Source organism: Streptomyces sp. MK7, assembly GCF_032658145.1.
Lineage (GTDB): Bacteria > Actinomycetota > Actinomycetes > Streptomycetales > Streptomycetaceae > Streptomyces > Streptomyces spiralis.
On record NZ_JAVACL010000086.1, the window covers coordinates 1 to 14832 of the forward strand.

Annotated in this window: 9 protein-coding genes and 1 pseudogene; 6 read left to right on the top strand and 4 right to left on the bottom strand. The window is 71.6% G+C overall.

Features of this window, described 5'->3' with window-relative positions:
• The first annotated feature begins 74 nt into the window (after positions 1-74).
• A complete protein-coding gene (locus R2S09_RS38985) occupies positions 75-953 on the top strand; it encodes an IS5 family transposase (RefSeq protein ID WP_316745972.1) in 879 nt (292 codons plus the stop codon).
• A gap of 13 nt (positions 954-966) precedes the next feature.
• Here the strand turns inward: R2S09_RS38985 and R2S09_RS38990 are convergent, their stop codons facing one another.
• The 4 genes and pseudogenes from R2S09_RS38990 to R2S09_RS39005 form a co-directional block, all read right to left on the bottom strand.
• Entirely contained in the window at positions 967-1482 is a 516-nt protein-coding gene (locus R2S09_RS38990) for a DinB family protein (protein WP_306193199.1), read from the bottom strand.
• 465 nt (positions 1483-1947) lie between these two features.
• A pseudogene (locus R2S09_RS38995) lies at positions 1948-2431 on the bottom strand (nucleotidyl transferase AbiEii/AbiGii toxin family protein); the annotation flags it as partial.
• Positions 2428-2793 (bottom strand): hypothetical protein, encoded by a 366-nt coding sequence (locus tag R2S09_RS39000; protein WP_316745962.1) that lies wholly within the window; start codon positions 2791-2793, stop codon positions 2428-2430. The gene R2S09_RS39000 and the pseudogene R2S09_RS38995, both read right to left, overlap by 4 nt.
• Positions 2794-2987: 194 nt before the next feature.
• Entirely contained in the window at positions 2988-4184 is a 1197-nt protein-coding gene (locus R2S09_RS39005; protein WP_316745963.1) for a hypothetical protein, read from the bottom strand.
• Between the two features lie 340 nt (positions 4185-4524).
• On the opposite strand from R2S09_RS39005, the gene R2S09_RS39010 reads away from it, so the two are divergent.
• The 5 genes from R2S09_RS39010 (at position 4525) to R2S09_RS39030 (ending at position 14792) form a co-directional block, all read left to right on the top strand.
• Positions 4525-4878 (top strand): OB-fold domain-containing protein, encoded by a 354-nt coding sequence (locus R2S09_RS39010; protein WP_316745964.1) that lies wholly within the window; start codon positions 4525-4527, stop codon positions 4876-4878.
• A 234-nt stretch (positions 4879-5112) separates the two neighbouring features.
• Positions 5113-12414, top strand: a complete 7302-nt coding sequence (locus R2S09_RS39015; protein WP_316745966.1) for a non-ribosomal peptide synthetase — start codon at positions 5113-5115, stop codon at positions 12412-12414.
• A gap of 1 nt (position 12415) precedes the next feature.
• Positions 12416-13636, top strand: a complete 1221-nt coding sequence (locus R2S09_RS39020; protein WP_306193030.1) for an FAD-dependent monooxygenase — start codon at positions 12416-12418, stop codon at positions 13634-13636.
• Complete coding sequence (locus tag R2S09_RS39025; RefSeq protein ID WP_306193032.1) at positions 13633-14046, top strand: nuclear transport factor 2 family protein; 414 nt, start codon at positions 13633-13635, stop codon at positions 14044-14046. Before R2S09_RS39020 ends, R2S09_RS39025 begins: the two co-directional genes overlap by 4 nt.
• Positions 14043-14792, top strand: coding sequence for a methyltransferase domain-containing protein (locus R2S09_RS39030; protein ID WP_316745970.1), 750 nt, complete (start codon positions 14043-14045; stop codon positions 14790-14792). Before R2S09_RS39025 ends, R2S09_RS39030 begins: the two co-directional genes overlap by 4 nt.
• Positions 14793-14832: the final 40 nt, after the last annotated feature.

Consider the following 14832-nt stretch of genomic DNA (forward strand, 5'->3'; position numbering starts at 1 on the left):
GCCACCAGCGCGGATGACTAGGGCCTGTCCGGCGGATCATGTGACTTCTCGCGCTTCGGTCCGTTGGCATGGCCATGGGGCGGGGAGATCTCACGAACGAGGAGTGGGCCCGGCTGAAGCCGCATCTGCCCAAGGCTGGGCAGCGCGGCGGTCGTTGGGCCAGTCACCGCAGGATCATCAACGGGATCCTGTACCGGAACCGGACCGGGATGCCGTGGCGGGATCTGCCTGCGCGGTTCGGGAAGTGGAAGACCGTGTATGAGCGGCACAGACGTTGGTCAGCGGACGGCACGTGGGACAGGCTCTTCGCGGCCGTCCTGGCCGACGCGGATGCCCAGGGCAGCATCGACTGGTCGATGGTGTCGGTGGACTCCACCACCTGCCGAGCCCACCAGCACGCGGCCGGAGCACGCAAGAGGCCCCTGCAGATCGGGAAAAGGCGCGCGCCCCGGCAACACCGTCCCGACGAGGGGCTCGGACGCTCCCGGGGCGGCCTCACCTCCAAGATCCATCTGGCTGGGGAAGGCGGGCTCCGTCCCCTGGCCCTGCTGATCACTCCAGGCCAGTGGGGCGATGCCCCGCAGTTCATCCCCGTCATGGAACGCATCCGTGTCGGCCGCCTCGGCGGCGGACGCCCCCGCACCCGCCCGGACCACCTCGGCGGTGACAAGGCGTATTCCTCCCGCCGAAACCGCCGTTACCTGCGCAGACGGCAGATCAAGCACACCATCCCCGAGCCGAAGAACCAGCGAGCCAACCGCAAACGCCGCGGCAGCAAGGGCGGACGGCCCGCCGGCTTCGACAAGACGATCTACAAGCGCAGGAACGAAGTCGAACGGACCATCTTGGCACTCAAGAACTCCCGCGCCGTGGCCACCAGGTTCGACAAACGCGCCTATGTGTTCCACGGCACCGTCACCCTCGCCTCGATCCGGCTCTGGCTCCGCTCGTGACTCGCACGAGATCTCAGGCGCCGGTCCGCCCGTCGACGAGCTCACGCACGACGTCGAGGTGGCCGTTGTGGCGGGACGTCTCCTCAATGAGGTGGAGGATCACCCAGCGGAGATCGACGTGGCGGCCGTCGCTGATGGGACGCTTGGCCGTTGAGTTCAGCTCGTGGTCGGACACCAGGCGACGGTAGCGGGCACTCTGCTCCTCGTACTCGGCGAGAAGCTGGGGCAACGGGATGTCGACTGCTGTCCGCATCTCAGGATCGGGATCATCGTCGGTCGCCCCGGTGAGCGGCCCCGCAAGCTCCTCGCCCAGGAACATCACTTGGAACCAGTAGTACTCGACCCACCGCAGATGACTGATCAGCCCGCACAACGTCATCAGCGGTGAACTCGGGAGTGGGGCCTTGCGAGCATCTTCGGCGGACACACCCTCACACTTGGCTCGCGCGGTATCACGGGCGTAGTCCAGGAAGGTGGCCAGCTGCGTACGCTCGTCCCACGTGGGAGGCGTGTCGGTTCGTTGAGTCATCGCGGGGAGTTTCCCGCAGCTCGGAACGGGTGTCGACTCAATTGATCGGAAGCACCGTCAAGTGCCACAGCACCGGCTGTGCTCAGGGAGAGCCCCGCAAGATCCGCCGGACAGACCCTAGCGATCCGCCGGATCGGACGGGCAGCGATCCGGGTAAAGCCAGGGTAAAGCCCTGGTTCAGGACCCGAGCGCTCGGGCAGACACTGGAGCAGACCTTCCTCCCCGAGGAGCTGGACTGGTGGCGCGCCCCTGCACCAGCCTCAGGCCGCATCTCCGATGGCGGTGCGGAGGAGCTGTCCCAAGGCCGTGGCAACGCGCAGCAGGGTGCGGGCGGAGGGCAGCGTGAGACTGTTCTCCAGGCGGGCGATGACGGGCTGGGGCTCCGGGCACAGCGGGCCAGTTCGGCCTGGGACCAGCCCAGTTCAGTGCGGCGCTGCAGACCTGCTGTTGCGCAGTGGCGGACAGGGCGCGGCGGCGGCCGAGGGATTCGAGGTCGGCGGTTAAGCGGTGGCGGGAGGCGGCCCGGACGTCGATGAGGTCGCGGACGGTCCCGCGGTCGGCGAGCGCGCGGACCTTGGCGCCGATCACGGTCGAGGGAGAGGACGGGGCCGTAGGGGGCCTGGGCGGGCGGGGCCCAGAATGCCTCCTTGAGGACGTCGACCTCGCACTCCTCGCCGGTGTCCGGGTCGGTGACGAGGAACCGGCCGCTGAGTGGGTCGGTCTGGACATGCGTGGTCCGCCAGCCGCGTGCGGCGAGGCCGGCTGTGAGGGCAGCGACGATCTCGTCCATCGGCGCGGGATTCTCGGTGGCGACGTCGAGGTCACGGCTGAAGCGTTCGACCAGGCCGTGGGCCTGCACGGCGCATCCGCCGGTGAGGACCAGGGGATAGAGGGAGCCCAGGTCGAGGATGTCGGCAAGGAGACGCTCGTGGAGCGGGGTGAGCTTCACGCGGCCGTCGTGTCGGCCGGAGCGGTACGGGGCAGCTCGGGGAAGGCGTCCTCCCAGATCTCGCGGATACAGGGGCTGACCAGACGACGCAGAACGGGCCACTGCTCGGCCAGCAGCCGGTGGTGCAGGTAGACCGCCAGGTCCTCGCGCTGGCCCTCAGCAAGGACGGTCCGGTAGAGCGTCATGCGGGACTTCGGGCGGTCCAGACCGTAGCTGGTCCGCCCGGACCAGACGACGTGCAGCGGCAGGTCGACGGTGCCCTCGACGGGGCCGGCCAGCTCTTCCAGGCGCTCGGGCAACCGGCTGCGGTAACGGTCCCGCAGCACCTCAGCGCGCGGGGCGGTGGTCCTCCCAGCATCCATGCATCCATGCATCCATGCATCGCTGGTACGAGGCGGCACCGTGGCAGATACCCGGCTCTCCTGCCGTGGGGGGTCAGGCGCTGGCCACCTCTCCCGGCAACGCACCGGCGGCCCCCTCACCACCTCATCACCCCACCCCCGCAGCTGATGATGCTTGATGTTGCGAAGTGGCGAGCAGGGGCGGTTTCTCACTGCTATGACTGCGCGTGGTGGCGGGTCAGTGCCTGCCAGCGCCGTTCGAAGTCGACGGCCTGCTCGGCGATGTAGTCGGCGGTGAGGGGCTTGTTGTGCTGCGCGGTGATCCCGTGGGCTGCGCACTCCTGTGCGACGGCGTCGAGCGAGGGGGTTTCGTTGCGCACCCGCTGTTCGGCCCAGAGGTTGTAGACACGGAACGGCAGGAGGTAGCGGCGCAGGGTGGAGGGGCTGACCGGCTTTCCGCCGCGGCCGGTCATGCCCTTCTTGCTGTCGAGGTAGGCGGAGAGCTGCTCGGCCTTGGGTTCCTCGCCGTGCTCGCTCTGGTACTCGCTCCAGGCGAGGTAGTAGCGGTCGACGGTGGTGAGCACAGCGGGCTCCCCGATTACTTTGTCCTGGCCCGGCGGGCCCTCGATGGGGGCACTCACCCGGGGGCTGCGCGTCTCCTTGGCGGGGTGCGCGCCCGCGCCGGCCAGTGTCTCGTCAGGCAGGTAGCTGGCCACCGCCGCCAGGTCCTCCAGGCGGGCGCCGGTGCAGTCCTGGTAGGTCTGGCCGAGGTCGACGATTCCCGGCTCGCCGTGGTGTTCGGCGGGTAGTTGCAGCCAGCACCGTGCATAGCGGGCGAGGACGCCGGGGACGGAGCAGCTGCGGTGGAAGTGCTGGTTGGCGATGAGTTCGCGGCCCAGCGTGCCGGGCCGGTCCGTGATGACGCTCGGGCCGGGATCGGAATGGCGACCCATGACCTGGGTGAGACTGAACAGAACGCCGACGATGTCGCCGTCAGGGAGGTCGTCCGGCACAGTGTCCGGCGATACCTCCATGGCCTTGCGGGCCAGCAGCATGAGGGCCTGAGGCACAAGCAGCCTGCGGGTCTCGTCCCGGAGCAGGTTCCGGACACGGCTGCGGACCGGCTCATCCAGCCACTCGCCGGCGAAGTGCGCCTCGACGGCCTGCACGGACCCCGCGGCGCGGCGGATGCTGACCTCGTGGTGGGCGGTCATGTGGGCGATGGTGGTGAGGAGTTCGTTGTCGATGTGCTTGATGTCGGCGAAGTGGCGGTGGCGGGCGGCGTAGGAGAAGACGAGGGCGGAGATGCCTTCTTCGATGGCGATGGCGCGGCCGCCGTCTTCGGCTTCGTCGGTGCGGGGGTCGCTTTCGCGCAGGAACAGGCAGGCCTGACAGCGGACTTGGAACCCCATCCTCGAACGGAAGATCACCCGGTAAACCCGCAAAACCCCAGCTCACAGGAACCCTCCCTACGCAGATCCACCGACCGGCGACACCAGGAGATAGGCGTACTTCGTGCGGACCTCACCGGAGGGGTCCCGGCCCGCCTCCCAGCCGGTGAGTGTGGACGGCTCATCCCGAGCGCATGCGCCACCTGCGCCATGTCGCCATTTTTGCGATTTCATTCAGAGTCAGAGTGCGGACAGTCGTCAATGTCTTGAGGTGTGCGTCGCCGTGCGAGCGCCCGTCTCACCGCTGCTCGACGGGCCCTATAGGGCTCCGCCCTATCCTCCACGGCAGGAGGTGACCGCCTTGTCCCCCACTGTTTCGCCGCCCCTGGTGTTCCAGCGCTGCCGCTGGTGCCACACGCCCTCGTTCCGCCGGGTGCTGTGTCCGGCCTGCGGTTCCGGTGAGCTGGATGAGGAACGCAGCGCGGGCATGGGTGTCGTCCGCAGCATCAGAGTCGTCCGGCAGGCCTCCGCCGCGCCGCAGGCCGTGGCCGTCGTCGAGCTCGAGGAAGGGGTGCGGGTGCGCTCCGTCGTCCTCGGCGGCAAGTGCGGCCCCGGCGGTGTCTTCGTCGGGGCCCGGGTCGAGCTGACGACGGCCGCCGGATCGTCCGCGCACCGCCCGACGTTCCGGCTCACCGCTTCCCCGCTCACACGCTGAGCCCCGTACCGGTCGTACCGGCCGCACCCGTCGGGCAGTGACCCAAGCGACTCAACGAGAGGGAGCTGTTCTCGGCAGGTCCCTTTGTCCGGCCGGCCGTGATGTCCGCCGTGGCCAGGGCGAGTTGCGCGCTCCCAGGCGCTGGGCGAGGCCGGAGGCGGGGGCGCTTCAGAGCGCCTTTAGGGCGTACTGGAACCGTCTCCGGCGAAGAGTCGGCCCGGGGGAAGGCGTGGCATGGGGGACATCAAGGACGTGCGGGGCGAGCAGGGCCGGACGGGGCCGGAGGAGCGGTTCCCGCTCAGCGCCCACCAGCGGGACATCTGGACCGTGTGCCGTTCCGGCGAGGAGTCGGCGCAGTTCACCATCGCCGGTCACGAGCAGCTGCACGGGCCGGTCGACATGGACGTGCTGGCCGGGAGCCTGGACCGTGTGACACGTCGGCACGACGCCCTGCTCACCCGGTTCGGTGAGGCCGACGGTGTCCCCTACCAGTGGGTCGGCCATGAGCCGCTGCCGGCGGAGGTCCTCGACCTGTCCGGGAGACCGGACCCGGCGGCCGCCTGTCGCCAGGCCGTGGACGCCGCGCTCACCGTGCCCATGCGTCTGGGGACCGACCGGTTGTTCCACGCGATGCTGCTGCGGCAGGACGCGGAGACCGTCCACATCGTCCTGCGCGCCCACCATGTCGTGGCGGACGGCTATGCGCTCGACCTGTTCTTCACTCAGGTTCTGGCCGACTACGAGCGCCACAGGGGCGACGCCCCCTGTCCCGGCGAACCCGGTGAACCCGGTGCGTCCTGTCCGTCGTACCGTTCGTTCGTCGAGGAGGACCTCGCCTACCGCGGCTCCGGTGAGCACCGGGCGGACCAGGACTTCTTCCGTGAGCGGCTGAACGGCGCGGTCCCGGCGCTCTTTACGCGGCGTCCGGCGCCCGCCGCCGGGGACCGGCGTGTGTCCGTCACCTTGGAGCCTGAGGAAGTGGCCGCGATCCGGGCCACCGGCACGTCCGTCTTCTCCTACGTCGCCGCGGCACTGGGAACGTATGTCGCCCGCCTGCACGGCACGGACTCGGCGATCCTCGGCGTCGCGTTCCTCAACCGGCGCAGGCCGCAGCACGCCGCCACCGTGGGGCACTTCGCCACCACGCTGCCGCTGCTCGTCCCGGTGGCCCCGGCCGACACGCTCGCCTCCATGGCCGACCGGGTCGCCGCCGACGTCCGCGTGTACCGCCGCCACGAAAGGCTCGCGCCCGGGGACATGCCCAGGTCCGCCGTCTCCGGTGACGGGCGGCGGCAGCTCTTCGACACCACCATCTCCTATCTGAACCTGCCCGAACTGCCCGACGTCGCAGGGCTGGTCCAGGAGCGCACCGGTCACCAGCGCCGCCACGACCGGGACGCGCTGGCGATCCTGGTCGTCCATCACCGGAACTCGGACTGTCTTCGCATCGAACTCGACTGCGCCCCGGACGTGTTCGACGACGGGCTGCCGCCGGCGCGGGTGGCGGAGCATCTGCGCACGCTGATCCGGCACGGCCTGGCCGTCCCCCGCCGGCCCGCGTCCCGCATCCCGCTCCTGGACGCCTCCGGGCGGGCGGACGCGCTCCTCGCCGCGCACGGGCCGGCCGTCCCGCTTCCCGAAGGCGCGACGGTGCACGGCCTGTTCGCGCAGCAGGCCCGGTGCACGCCCGACCGCGTCGCGGTGTTGGGTGCCGGTGCCGCCACCACGTACGCCTCACTCGACAGGCACGCCGGTCAGGTGGTGGATGCCCTGCGGGGCGCCGGGGTGGCGGCGGAGGACCGGGTCGCGGTGCTTGTCGAGCGGGGCCCCGCGCTGCCGGCGGCTCTGCTGGGCACGCTGCGCGCCGGGGCGGGCTATGTGCCCGTCGACGCCGAGTACCCGGCGGAGCGCATCGCGTACATGCTGCGCGACAGTGGGGCCGCGGCGCTGCTCGTCGAGGAGTCGACCGCCTCTGTGGTGCCGCCTGGAACGACCGTGCCGGTGATCCGCGTCGACGGCTTCCGCACACCGGGCGGGCCGCAGGCCGGCACGGTGGCCGACGGGGTGGCCGGGGACAACCTCGCGTACGTCATCTACACGTCCGGTTCGACGGGCGGCCCCAAGGGCGTCATGGTCGAGCACCGCTCGGTGGTCAACCGTCTGGCGTGGATGCAGCGCCGCTATCCGATCGGTCCGCACGACGTGATCCTCCAGAAGACCCCGGCCACGTTCGACGTGTCCGTGTGGGAGCTGTTCTGGTGGGCCGTGTCCGGCGCGGCGGTGGCCATGCTCCCGCCCAGGGCTCATCGCGACCCGCGGGAGATCCTGCGTGCGGTCGCCGAACACCACGTCACCGTCGTGCACTTCGTCCCCGCCATGCTCGGCCCGTTCCTCGACATGCTGGAGGACGAGCCCGCGGCGCTGTCGAAGGCGGCGTCGCTGCGGTATGTGTTCTCCAGCGGTGAAGCGCTCACGCCCGGCCTGGTCCACCGGTTCACCACCCTCTTCGCCGCCCTGGAACGGCCCCCGCGGCTGGTGAACCTCTACGGTCCCACCGAAGCCACGGTCGACGTCACCTACTACGACTGTTCGGACCACCCCGCGCAAAGCGGTGGGCCCGTGCCGATCGGCCATCCGGTCGACAACACCCAGCTGTACGTGCTCGGTCCGGGCGACGAGCCCCAGCCGGACGGTGTTCCCGGCGAGTTGTGCATCGGCGGGGTCCAGGTGGCCCGCGGCTACCTCGGCCGGCCGGAGCTGAGCCGCGAACGGTTCACCGCCGATCCGTTCACCCCCGGCGGCCGTCTGTACCGCACCGGTGATCTGGGCCGCCGGACGGCGGAGGGCCGGTTGGAGTTCCTCGGCAGGATCGACGACCAGGTCAAGATCCGTGGGCACCGGGTCGAGCCGGGTGAGGTCCATGCCGCGCTGACGGCTGTCCCGGGAGTGCGCGCCGCGGCGGTCGTGGCCCGCACCACGCCGGAGCGGGGCACCCATCTGGTGGCGTACTGGACCGGTGAGCGCGAGATCTCCCCGGCGGATCTCCGTACGGAACTGGCCCGTAGCCTGCCGGACCACCTGATACCGGCCTTCTGGACACGGGTCGAGGCGCTGCCGTTGACGCCGAACGGGAAGCTGGACCGGGCCGCGCTGCCCGCGCCGGAGCACGCGGCGCAGCCCTCCCGGCCGCCGCGGGCGGGCGCCGAGTCCTTGCTGGCCGCCGTCTGGTCGCAGGTCCTGGGCACGGACATCGCGGTCCACGACGACTTCTACGCCCTGGGCGGGGACTCCTTGCTGGCGCTGCGGGTGCAGGTCGAGGCGGAACGACGCGGGCTGCGGTTCGAGATCCGCGACCTGATGCGGTACCCGACGGTGGCCGCGCTGGCGGAGCACACCCGGCCGGCCGGCGAGCGGACGGCGCTCGCGCCCTTCGCGCTGGTGTCGGAAGCGGACCGGCACGTCCGGCGGGGAGCGCAGGACGCCTTTCCGCTCAGCCGCCTGCAGTTGGGCATGGTCTACCACAGCCTTCGCTCCGCGTCCGCGGAGGCGGAGGGCGCCGGCGCGCGGGACCTGGGACCCTACCGGGACGTCTTCCACTACAGCCTGCGGATGCCCTGGGACGAGGAGCGGCTGCGCCGCGCCTACGACCGGCTGACGGCCCGGCACCCCGCGCTGCGCTCCGTCATCTCGCTGACCGGCTTCGGTGAGCCGCTGCAGATCGTGCGGCCCCAGGCTCCCGGCGGGCTCGAGTGCCGCGACCTGCGGGCCGCGAGCGAGGCCGAGGCGGACGCCGAGCTGGCCCGGTACATCGAGGAACGGCGCCGCCATCGCTACGATTTCGAGGCGGGCCCGCTCCATCAGCTGCGCGCCCACGCCCGGGCGGACCGCGTCGATCTCGTCCTCGGCTTCCATCACGCCGTCCTGGACGGGGGCAGTGTCGCCGGTCTGCTGGGCGAACTGCTGCAGGACTATTCTCACGAGCTGGGCGCGGACGTCGCGGCCGTCGGTGCCGCGTCCCCGCCGTCGCCGGCGCTCTACGTGGCCGCGGAGCTTCAGGCGCTGCGCTCGGCGGACGCCCGCGCCTACTGGGAGGAACGGCTGCGCGGGGCCGCGCCCCTGCAACTGCCCGGGTTCGCAACGGCCGAGCCGCCCGGCGGCACCGGGCGCTTCACGCGGCTGGTGCCGCTGCCGGACGGTCTGCAGAGCCGGTTGCGGGACTTCGGCCGCGTACACGGGCTGCCCCTGAAGTCGGCGCTGTTCGCCGCCTACAGCCTGACGCTTCGGCTGCTGTCCGGCCAGGACGACGTGACGACGGGCCTGGTCGTGCACGGCCGCTCCGAGCTGCCCGGCGCCGACCGCACCGCCGGACTGTTCCTCAACACCCTGCCGATCCGGGTCGGCGCCGCCCCCCGCAGCCTGGTCGATCATGTGCGGGAAGTCTTCCGCCGCGAGCAGGAGAGCTACGCACACCGCCACTACCCGCTCCACCGCATCGAGGAGGACTTCGGCGGCCCGCTGCTCGACACCGCGTTCAACTACGTGCACCTGCACGGCCTGGACGCGCTGCGGCGGCTGCCCGGACTGGACCTGCTGTCCGTGCGGACGTGGGAGGAGAGCGGGATCGGTCTGCTGGTCAGTGCCATCGTCCACCCGGTCGACGGCAACCTGTGGCTGAGCCTGGACTGCGACGGGCGGGTCTTCACCACCGGCCAGGCCGAGCTGATCGCGGACACCTGTGTGCGGGTCCTGGACCGCCTCGTCTCCCACCCCGATGAGCAGGCCGACCTGGCGTTCCTGGCCCCGGAGCCGGTCGCGGGGCCCGCCGCGGACACGGCGGGCGCGTACACCGACCTGGCCCGAACCGTTCACGCCCGCGCCGAAGAGGCGCCCGAAGCGATCGCTGTCGCCTTCGAGGACCAGCGCTGGACCTACCGCCGCCTGGACCGGGCCGCGGACGTGATCGCCCGCCGGCTGCTGGCCGACGGCGCCGCACCGGGGGCCCGGATCGGGATCGCCATGGACCGCTGTCCCCAGTACGTCGCGGCCGTCCTCGGTGTGCTCCGCGCCGGCTGTGCCGTCGCCCCGTTGGACCCCGGCTACCCGCCGGCCCGCATCCGCGCGATGATCGAGGCGGTCCGGCCCTTCACCGTCATCACCCAGCGGCACCACGCGGGGTTGCTGGGCGACGTCCCGCAGCTCGCGGCGGAGTCCCTGCCCGCGCCCTCGGCCGCCGACTCCTTCGAGCCGCCGCCGATCGGCCCCGGCGACACCTGCTACGTCCTGTGCACTTCCGGTTCCACCGGCCTGCCCAAGGCCGTCGCCATGCCGCACCGGGCTCTGTCCAGCCTGGTCGACTGGCAGAATCGCGTCCCCAGCGGTGCGGTGACCGGTCCCACCCTGCAGTTCGCCGCGCTGGGCTTCGACGTCCACCTCCAGGAGATCTTCGCGACCCTGTGCGCCGGTGCCCCGCTGCAGCTCGTCAGCGAGGAACAGCGCCTGGACTTCCCCGCCCTGCTGCGCCTGCTCGACCACGCGCGTGTCGAGCGCGTCTTCCTGCCCTACGTGGCCCTGCAGCAGCTCGCGGAGACCTCCGTCTCGCTCGGCCTGGTGCCCCGTGCGCTACGAGTGATCGTCTCGGCGGGGGAACAGCTGCGTGTCACCGACGAGATCCGCCGTCTGTGCGCCGCGCTCCCGACCCCCGGTGTCATCCTGGAGAACCAGTACGGGCCCACCGAGACCCACATCGTCACCGGCTTCACCATGACCGGCGACCCGGCGCTCTACCCCGCGCTGCCGCCCGTGGGAACCGCCGTCGACGCCAGCGAGGTCACCGTCCTGGACCGCGCCCTGCGCCCGCTGCCCGTCGGCGCCACCGGCGAGATCTACACCATGGGCGCCTGTCTGGCCGACGGTTACGAGGGGCAGCCGGAACTGACCGCGGAGCGCTTCGTCGAGCTCCCCGCCCGGCCGGGCCACCCCACCGGCCTGCGGGCCTACCGCACCGGTGACCTCGGCTACACCCTCCCCGGTGGCGACATCGTCTGCCTGGGCCGCACCGACACCCAGGTCAAGATCCGCGGTTTCCGGATCGAGCCCGCCGAGGTCGAACTCCACCTCACCGCGACGCCCTCGGCCCGCGCGGCGGGCGTCGGCGAGGCCGCGGTGGTGGCGCGGGGCGAGGGCCCGGCCTCCTTCCTGGCCGCGTTCCTCGTCGCCGCCCCGGGCACCGTCGACCTGGACGCGACACGGCGGGAGCTGCGCGCCCAGCTGCCGGGCCACATGGTCCCCTCGCACCTGGAGTGCCTGCCCGTCCTTCCGCGCACCCCCAGCGGCAAGCGGGACGACGCCGCCCTGCGCCGTATCCCGCTCACCCGCCGCGCGCTCACCTGCGCCGCTCCGTCCGACGCGTTGGAACGGCGGCTGGCCGAGATCGCCGCCGAGACGCTCCAGCTGCCCGCGGTGGGAGCCCATGACGACCTGTTCGAGCTGGGCGCCACGTCCCTGACCGTCATACGCCTGGTCATCCGCATCGAACAGCGCCTGGGCATGGCCGTCCCGGTCTCGGCCCTGATCACGGCGCCCACGATCGCGGAACTGGCCGCGTACTTGAGGACCGTCGGGGACGGATCCGCCGCCGTGCAAGGCCCCTTGATCGCCCTGCGAAGCTCCGGAACGCGGCGGCCGGTGTTCCTCGCGCACCCCACCGGCGGCAACGTGCTGTGCTACCTGCCCCTGGCCCGGGCCCTGCCGCCCGACCAGCCGCTCTACGGCTTCCAGGCGGCCGGGCTCGCGCCGGGCACCGAGCCCTTGCGCACCGTCCCGGAGATCGCCCGCAGTTACGTGGCCGCCCTGCGCGAGGTGCAGCCGCACGGTCCGTACACCCTCGGCGGCTGGTCCTTCGGCGGGCACATCGCCTTCGAGATGGCCGCCCAGCTCAGGGCCGCCGGCGAAGAGGTCGCGGACGTGCTCCTCATCGACTCCGACGCCCTGGACCAGAGTGCCGACCGCCCCGAGGTCGACGGACTGTCCCTCATGACCTGGTTCTTCTGGGAGCTGCTCTGGCTCGACCGCGGCGGTGACGTGCCGGCCGACGCGTTCCGCGCTCTGCGCGACGAGGACGACGCCTATCGAAGCGTCCGTGAACTCGCCGTACGCACCGGCATGCTCGCGGCCGACGACGCGGACACCTCGCTGCGCCGCGTCTTCGAGATGTTCCGCGCGAACTGGGACGCCCTCATCGACTGGCGGCCCACGCCCACCGACCAGGACGTCGTCCTGATCCGCGCGCAGGGCTCGCTGCCCGACGTGCTCAAACCCGTGCACGACCTCGCCGGAAGCCTCTACCACGAACCGGCCAACGGCTGGACGCGGCTGACCACGGGCAGCGTCCGCGTCCTGGACGTCCCGGGCGACCACATGCAGATCGTGCAGGACCCCTATGTCCGCCACGTCGCCGCGGCCCTCACCGACTCCACTGGCGCCGACTGCGCACAACGCCGTCCGACGCCGGCGGCTCACATCACCGGGAGGTACTGACATGGCTGCTGGCGCCGTTGGAAAGAAGGCCCTCGTCATCGGCGCGGGCATCGGCGGTCTCGCCGCCGCCGTCGCGCTGCGCCGGATCGGCATGGACGTCGAGATCTACGAGCGGGCTCCGGAGCTCAAGCCCGCCGGTTTCGGCATCTCCGTGGGCGCCAACGCCATCCGCGCGCTGGCCACCCTCGGCCTCGACCTCGGCCTGGAGCGGCGCGGCCAGGTGGTCGAGCAGATGAAGTTCATGACGCCCACCGGGCGCCCTCTCTTCGAGCTCCCGCACGCCCGCGTGGACCGCGAGGCCGGCGCCCCCACCATCTGCCTGTACCGCGGGGACCTGCAGGAAGCGCTGTGGGAGGCCGTGGGCGACAGCCCCATCACGCTGGGCGCGACCGCGCTGGGCTACGAGACGTCGGACGACGGCGTGCGGGTGCGGTTCGCCGACGGCACCGAGGCGTACGGCGACGTGCTCATCGGCGCCGACGGCATCCGTTCGGTGATTCGGGGCCAGGTCACCGGAACCGGGCCGTCTGCGCCCCGCTACGGCGGCTTCCTGTGCTGGCTGGCCATCACCGAGTTCGCCCATCCCAGGTTCCCGACGGGTTTCAGCGGACACTACTGGGGCGCGGGCCGCCGCTTCGGCATCCATGACGTGGGGCACGGGCGGTTCTACTGGTGGGGCAGCCTGAACGTGCCCGAGCGGGCCGCCCGCGCCCACACCGTCGACAGGGCCGAGATCCTGCGCACCTACGCGGGCTGGGCCGACGAGGTCACCGCCGTGGTACGCGCCACACCGCAGTCCGCCATCATGGCCACGCCCTGCCAGGACCGGCCCTTCCTGGAGCAGTGGGGCGACGGCCGTGTGACGCTGCTCGGCGACGCCGCTCATCCGATGCTGCCGAGCCTGGCCCAGGGCGGCAGTTCGTCCATCGAGGACGCTGTCGTGCTGGCCGGACAGCTGAACGCGGCGGACCGGCTCGGCGGGCCGGCCGCCGCGCTGCGCTCCTACGAGGACATCCAGCGCGACCGCACCCGCACGATGGTCGAGGTCTCGCGTTCCATGGCCCGCCTGGAGCAGTTGGAGCACCCCGTTCCGCGCCTGCTGCGCGACAGCGCCGCCCGCATCATGCCCAGCGCCGTCCTGGCCGGTCTGCTGCGCAAAACACTCATCTACCCCGGAGCGGACCAGCCGGTCCCCGTTCCCGAGCTCGGAGGTCACTCGTGAACAGCCCCGCGAACGGGCCCAAGGCCACCGTCGAGCGCTACTTGCGCGCGATCGCGGACCGTGACGCCGCCACCGTCCTCGAACTGCTCGCCGACGACGTGGAGTTCCGGATCGCCGGCGACCACCCGGTGTGCGGAACATGGAAGGGACGCGACGCGGTGGTGGGCGGCTTCCTCCTTCCGCTGGGCGAGCTCTTCGACCCGGACGCCGGTTACACGATCGAGGTGCGCAGCATGATCGCCGACGGGGAGCAGGTCGCCGTCGAGTGCCTGTCCCGCTCCATGACGAAGCACAAGGTTCCCTACGAGAACGCCATCGTGTCCGTCTACACGGTGGCGGACGGCCGGATCACGCGCATGCACGAGTACTTCGACACCGCGTACTTCACCAAGACGCTAACCGCCCGATGACCGGCACAGGGTTGCTCGCCGCCACGCAATCGCCACCGCACCCCCTGTCCGCCGAGCACCTCGATCACTTCTACCGGGACGGGAGCGGCGCCTGCGCGATCATGAGCGTGGCCCACTTCCCCGACGAGATCCTGACGTTCCTGCAGATGGAGTGCCTGGCGGCGTTCAAGACGGCGGTGGCCGAGCACTGCGATGCGGTCGTCGAACTCGGCTGCTTCGACGGGCGGGCCCTGGAGGTGGCGAGGGCCGCCGGGGTCCCCTACTGCGGCGTGGACATCAACAGCGGTGCGGTGGCCGCACTCCGCGAGCGCATCTGTGACGAGGGCCTCGAGGCCCAGGCCACCACCCTGGTCGGCGACGCGCAGGAGTCCGTGCGCTGGTCGACGCACGTCCCCGGCCGCCGCCCCCTGATCGTGCTCCCGTTCAACCTCCTGGGAAACCTCCCCGACCCGCGGCGCGCGCTCCTGGGGCTGCGTGCGCTGGGCGGCACCGTCCTCATCTCCGTCTTCAACGAGCAGCCCCGCACCACCGCCGTGCGCAGGGCCTACTACGCCCGCTGCATGACAGGGCTGGCGGAGCCGGCCGAGGGCCGTTACGGCGGCGCCGTCTTCCGTGGTGCGCAGGGCTTTCGCTCGGAGTCGTTCAGTGCGCTCGCCCTCCACCGCCTGCTGCGCGAGTGCGGCCTCGAGATCCGCTCGGAGACCGCCAACCGGCTGGGCCGCTCCCTCACCGTAGGCAGGGCCTGACCGCCGTCCACGCCGCAGCACGACCGACAACCGAAGGACA

What these genes read in the sequence shown, in the direction of transcription:
- R2S09_RS38985 (WP_316745972.1), top strand. Translation starts at nt 75, where the DNA reads ATGGGGCGGGGAGATCTCACGAACGAGGAGTGGGCCCGGCTGAAGCCG.
- R2S09_RS38990 (WP_306193199.1), bottom strand. Translation starts at nt 1,482, where the DNA reads ATGACTCAACGAACCGACACGCCTCCCACGTGGGACGAGCGTACGCAG.
- R2S09_RS39000 (WP_316745962.1), bottom strand. Translation starts at nt 2,793, where the DNA reads ATGGATGCTGGGAGGACCACCGCCCCGCGCGCTGAGGTGCTGCGGGAC.
- R2S09_RS39005 (WP_316745963.1), bottom strand. Translation starts at nt 4,184, where the DNA reads ATGGGGTTCCAAGTCCGCTGTCAGGCCTGCCTGTTCCTGCGCGAAAGC.
- R2S09_RS39015 (WP_316745966.1), top strand. Translation starts at nt 5,113, where the DNA reads ATGGGGGACATCAAGGACGTGCGGGGCGAGCAGGGCCGGACGGGGCCG.
- R2S09_RS39020 (WP_306193030.1), top strand. Translation starts at nt 12,416, where the DNA reads ATGGCTGCTGGCGCCGTTGGAAAGAAGGCCCTCGTCATCGGCGCGGGC.
- R2S09_RS39030 (WP_316745970.1), top strand. Translation starts at nt 14,043, where the DNA reads ATGACCGGCACAGGGTTGCTCGCCGCCACGCAATCGCCACCGCACCCC.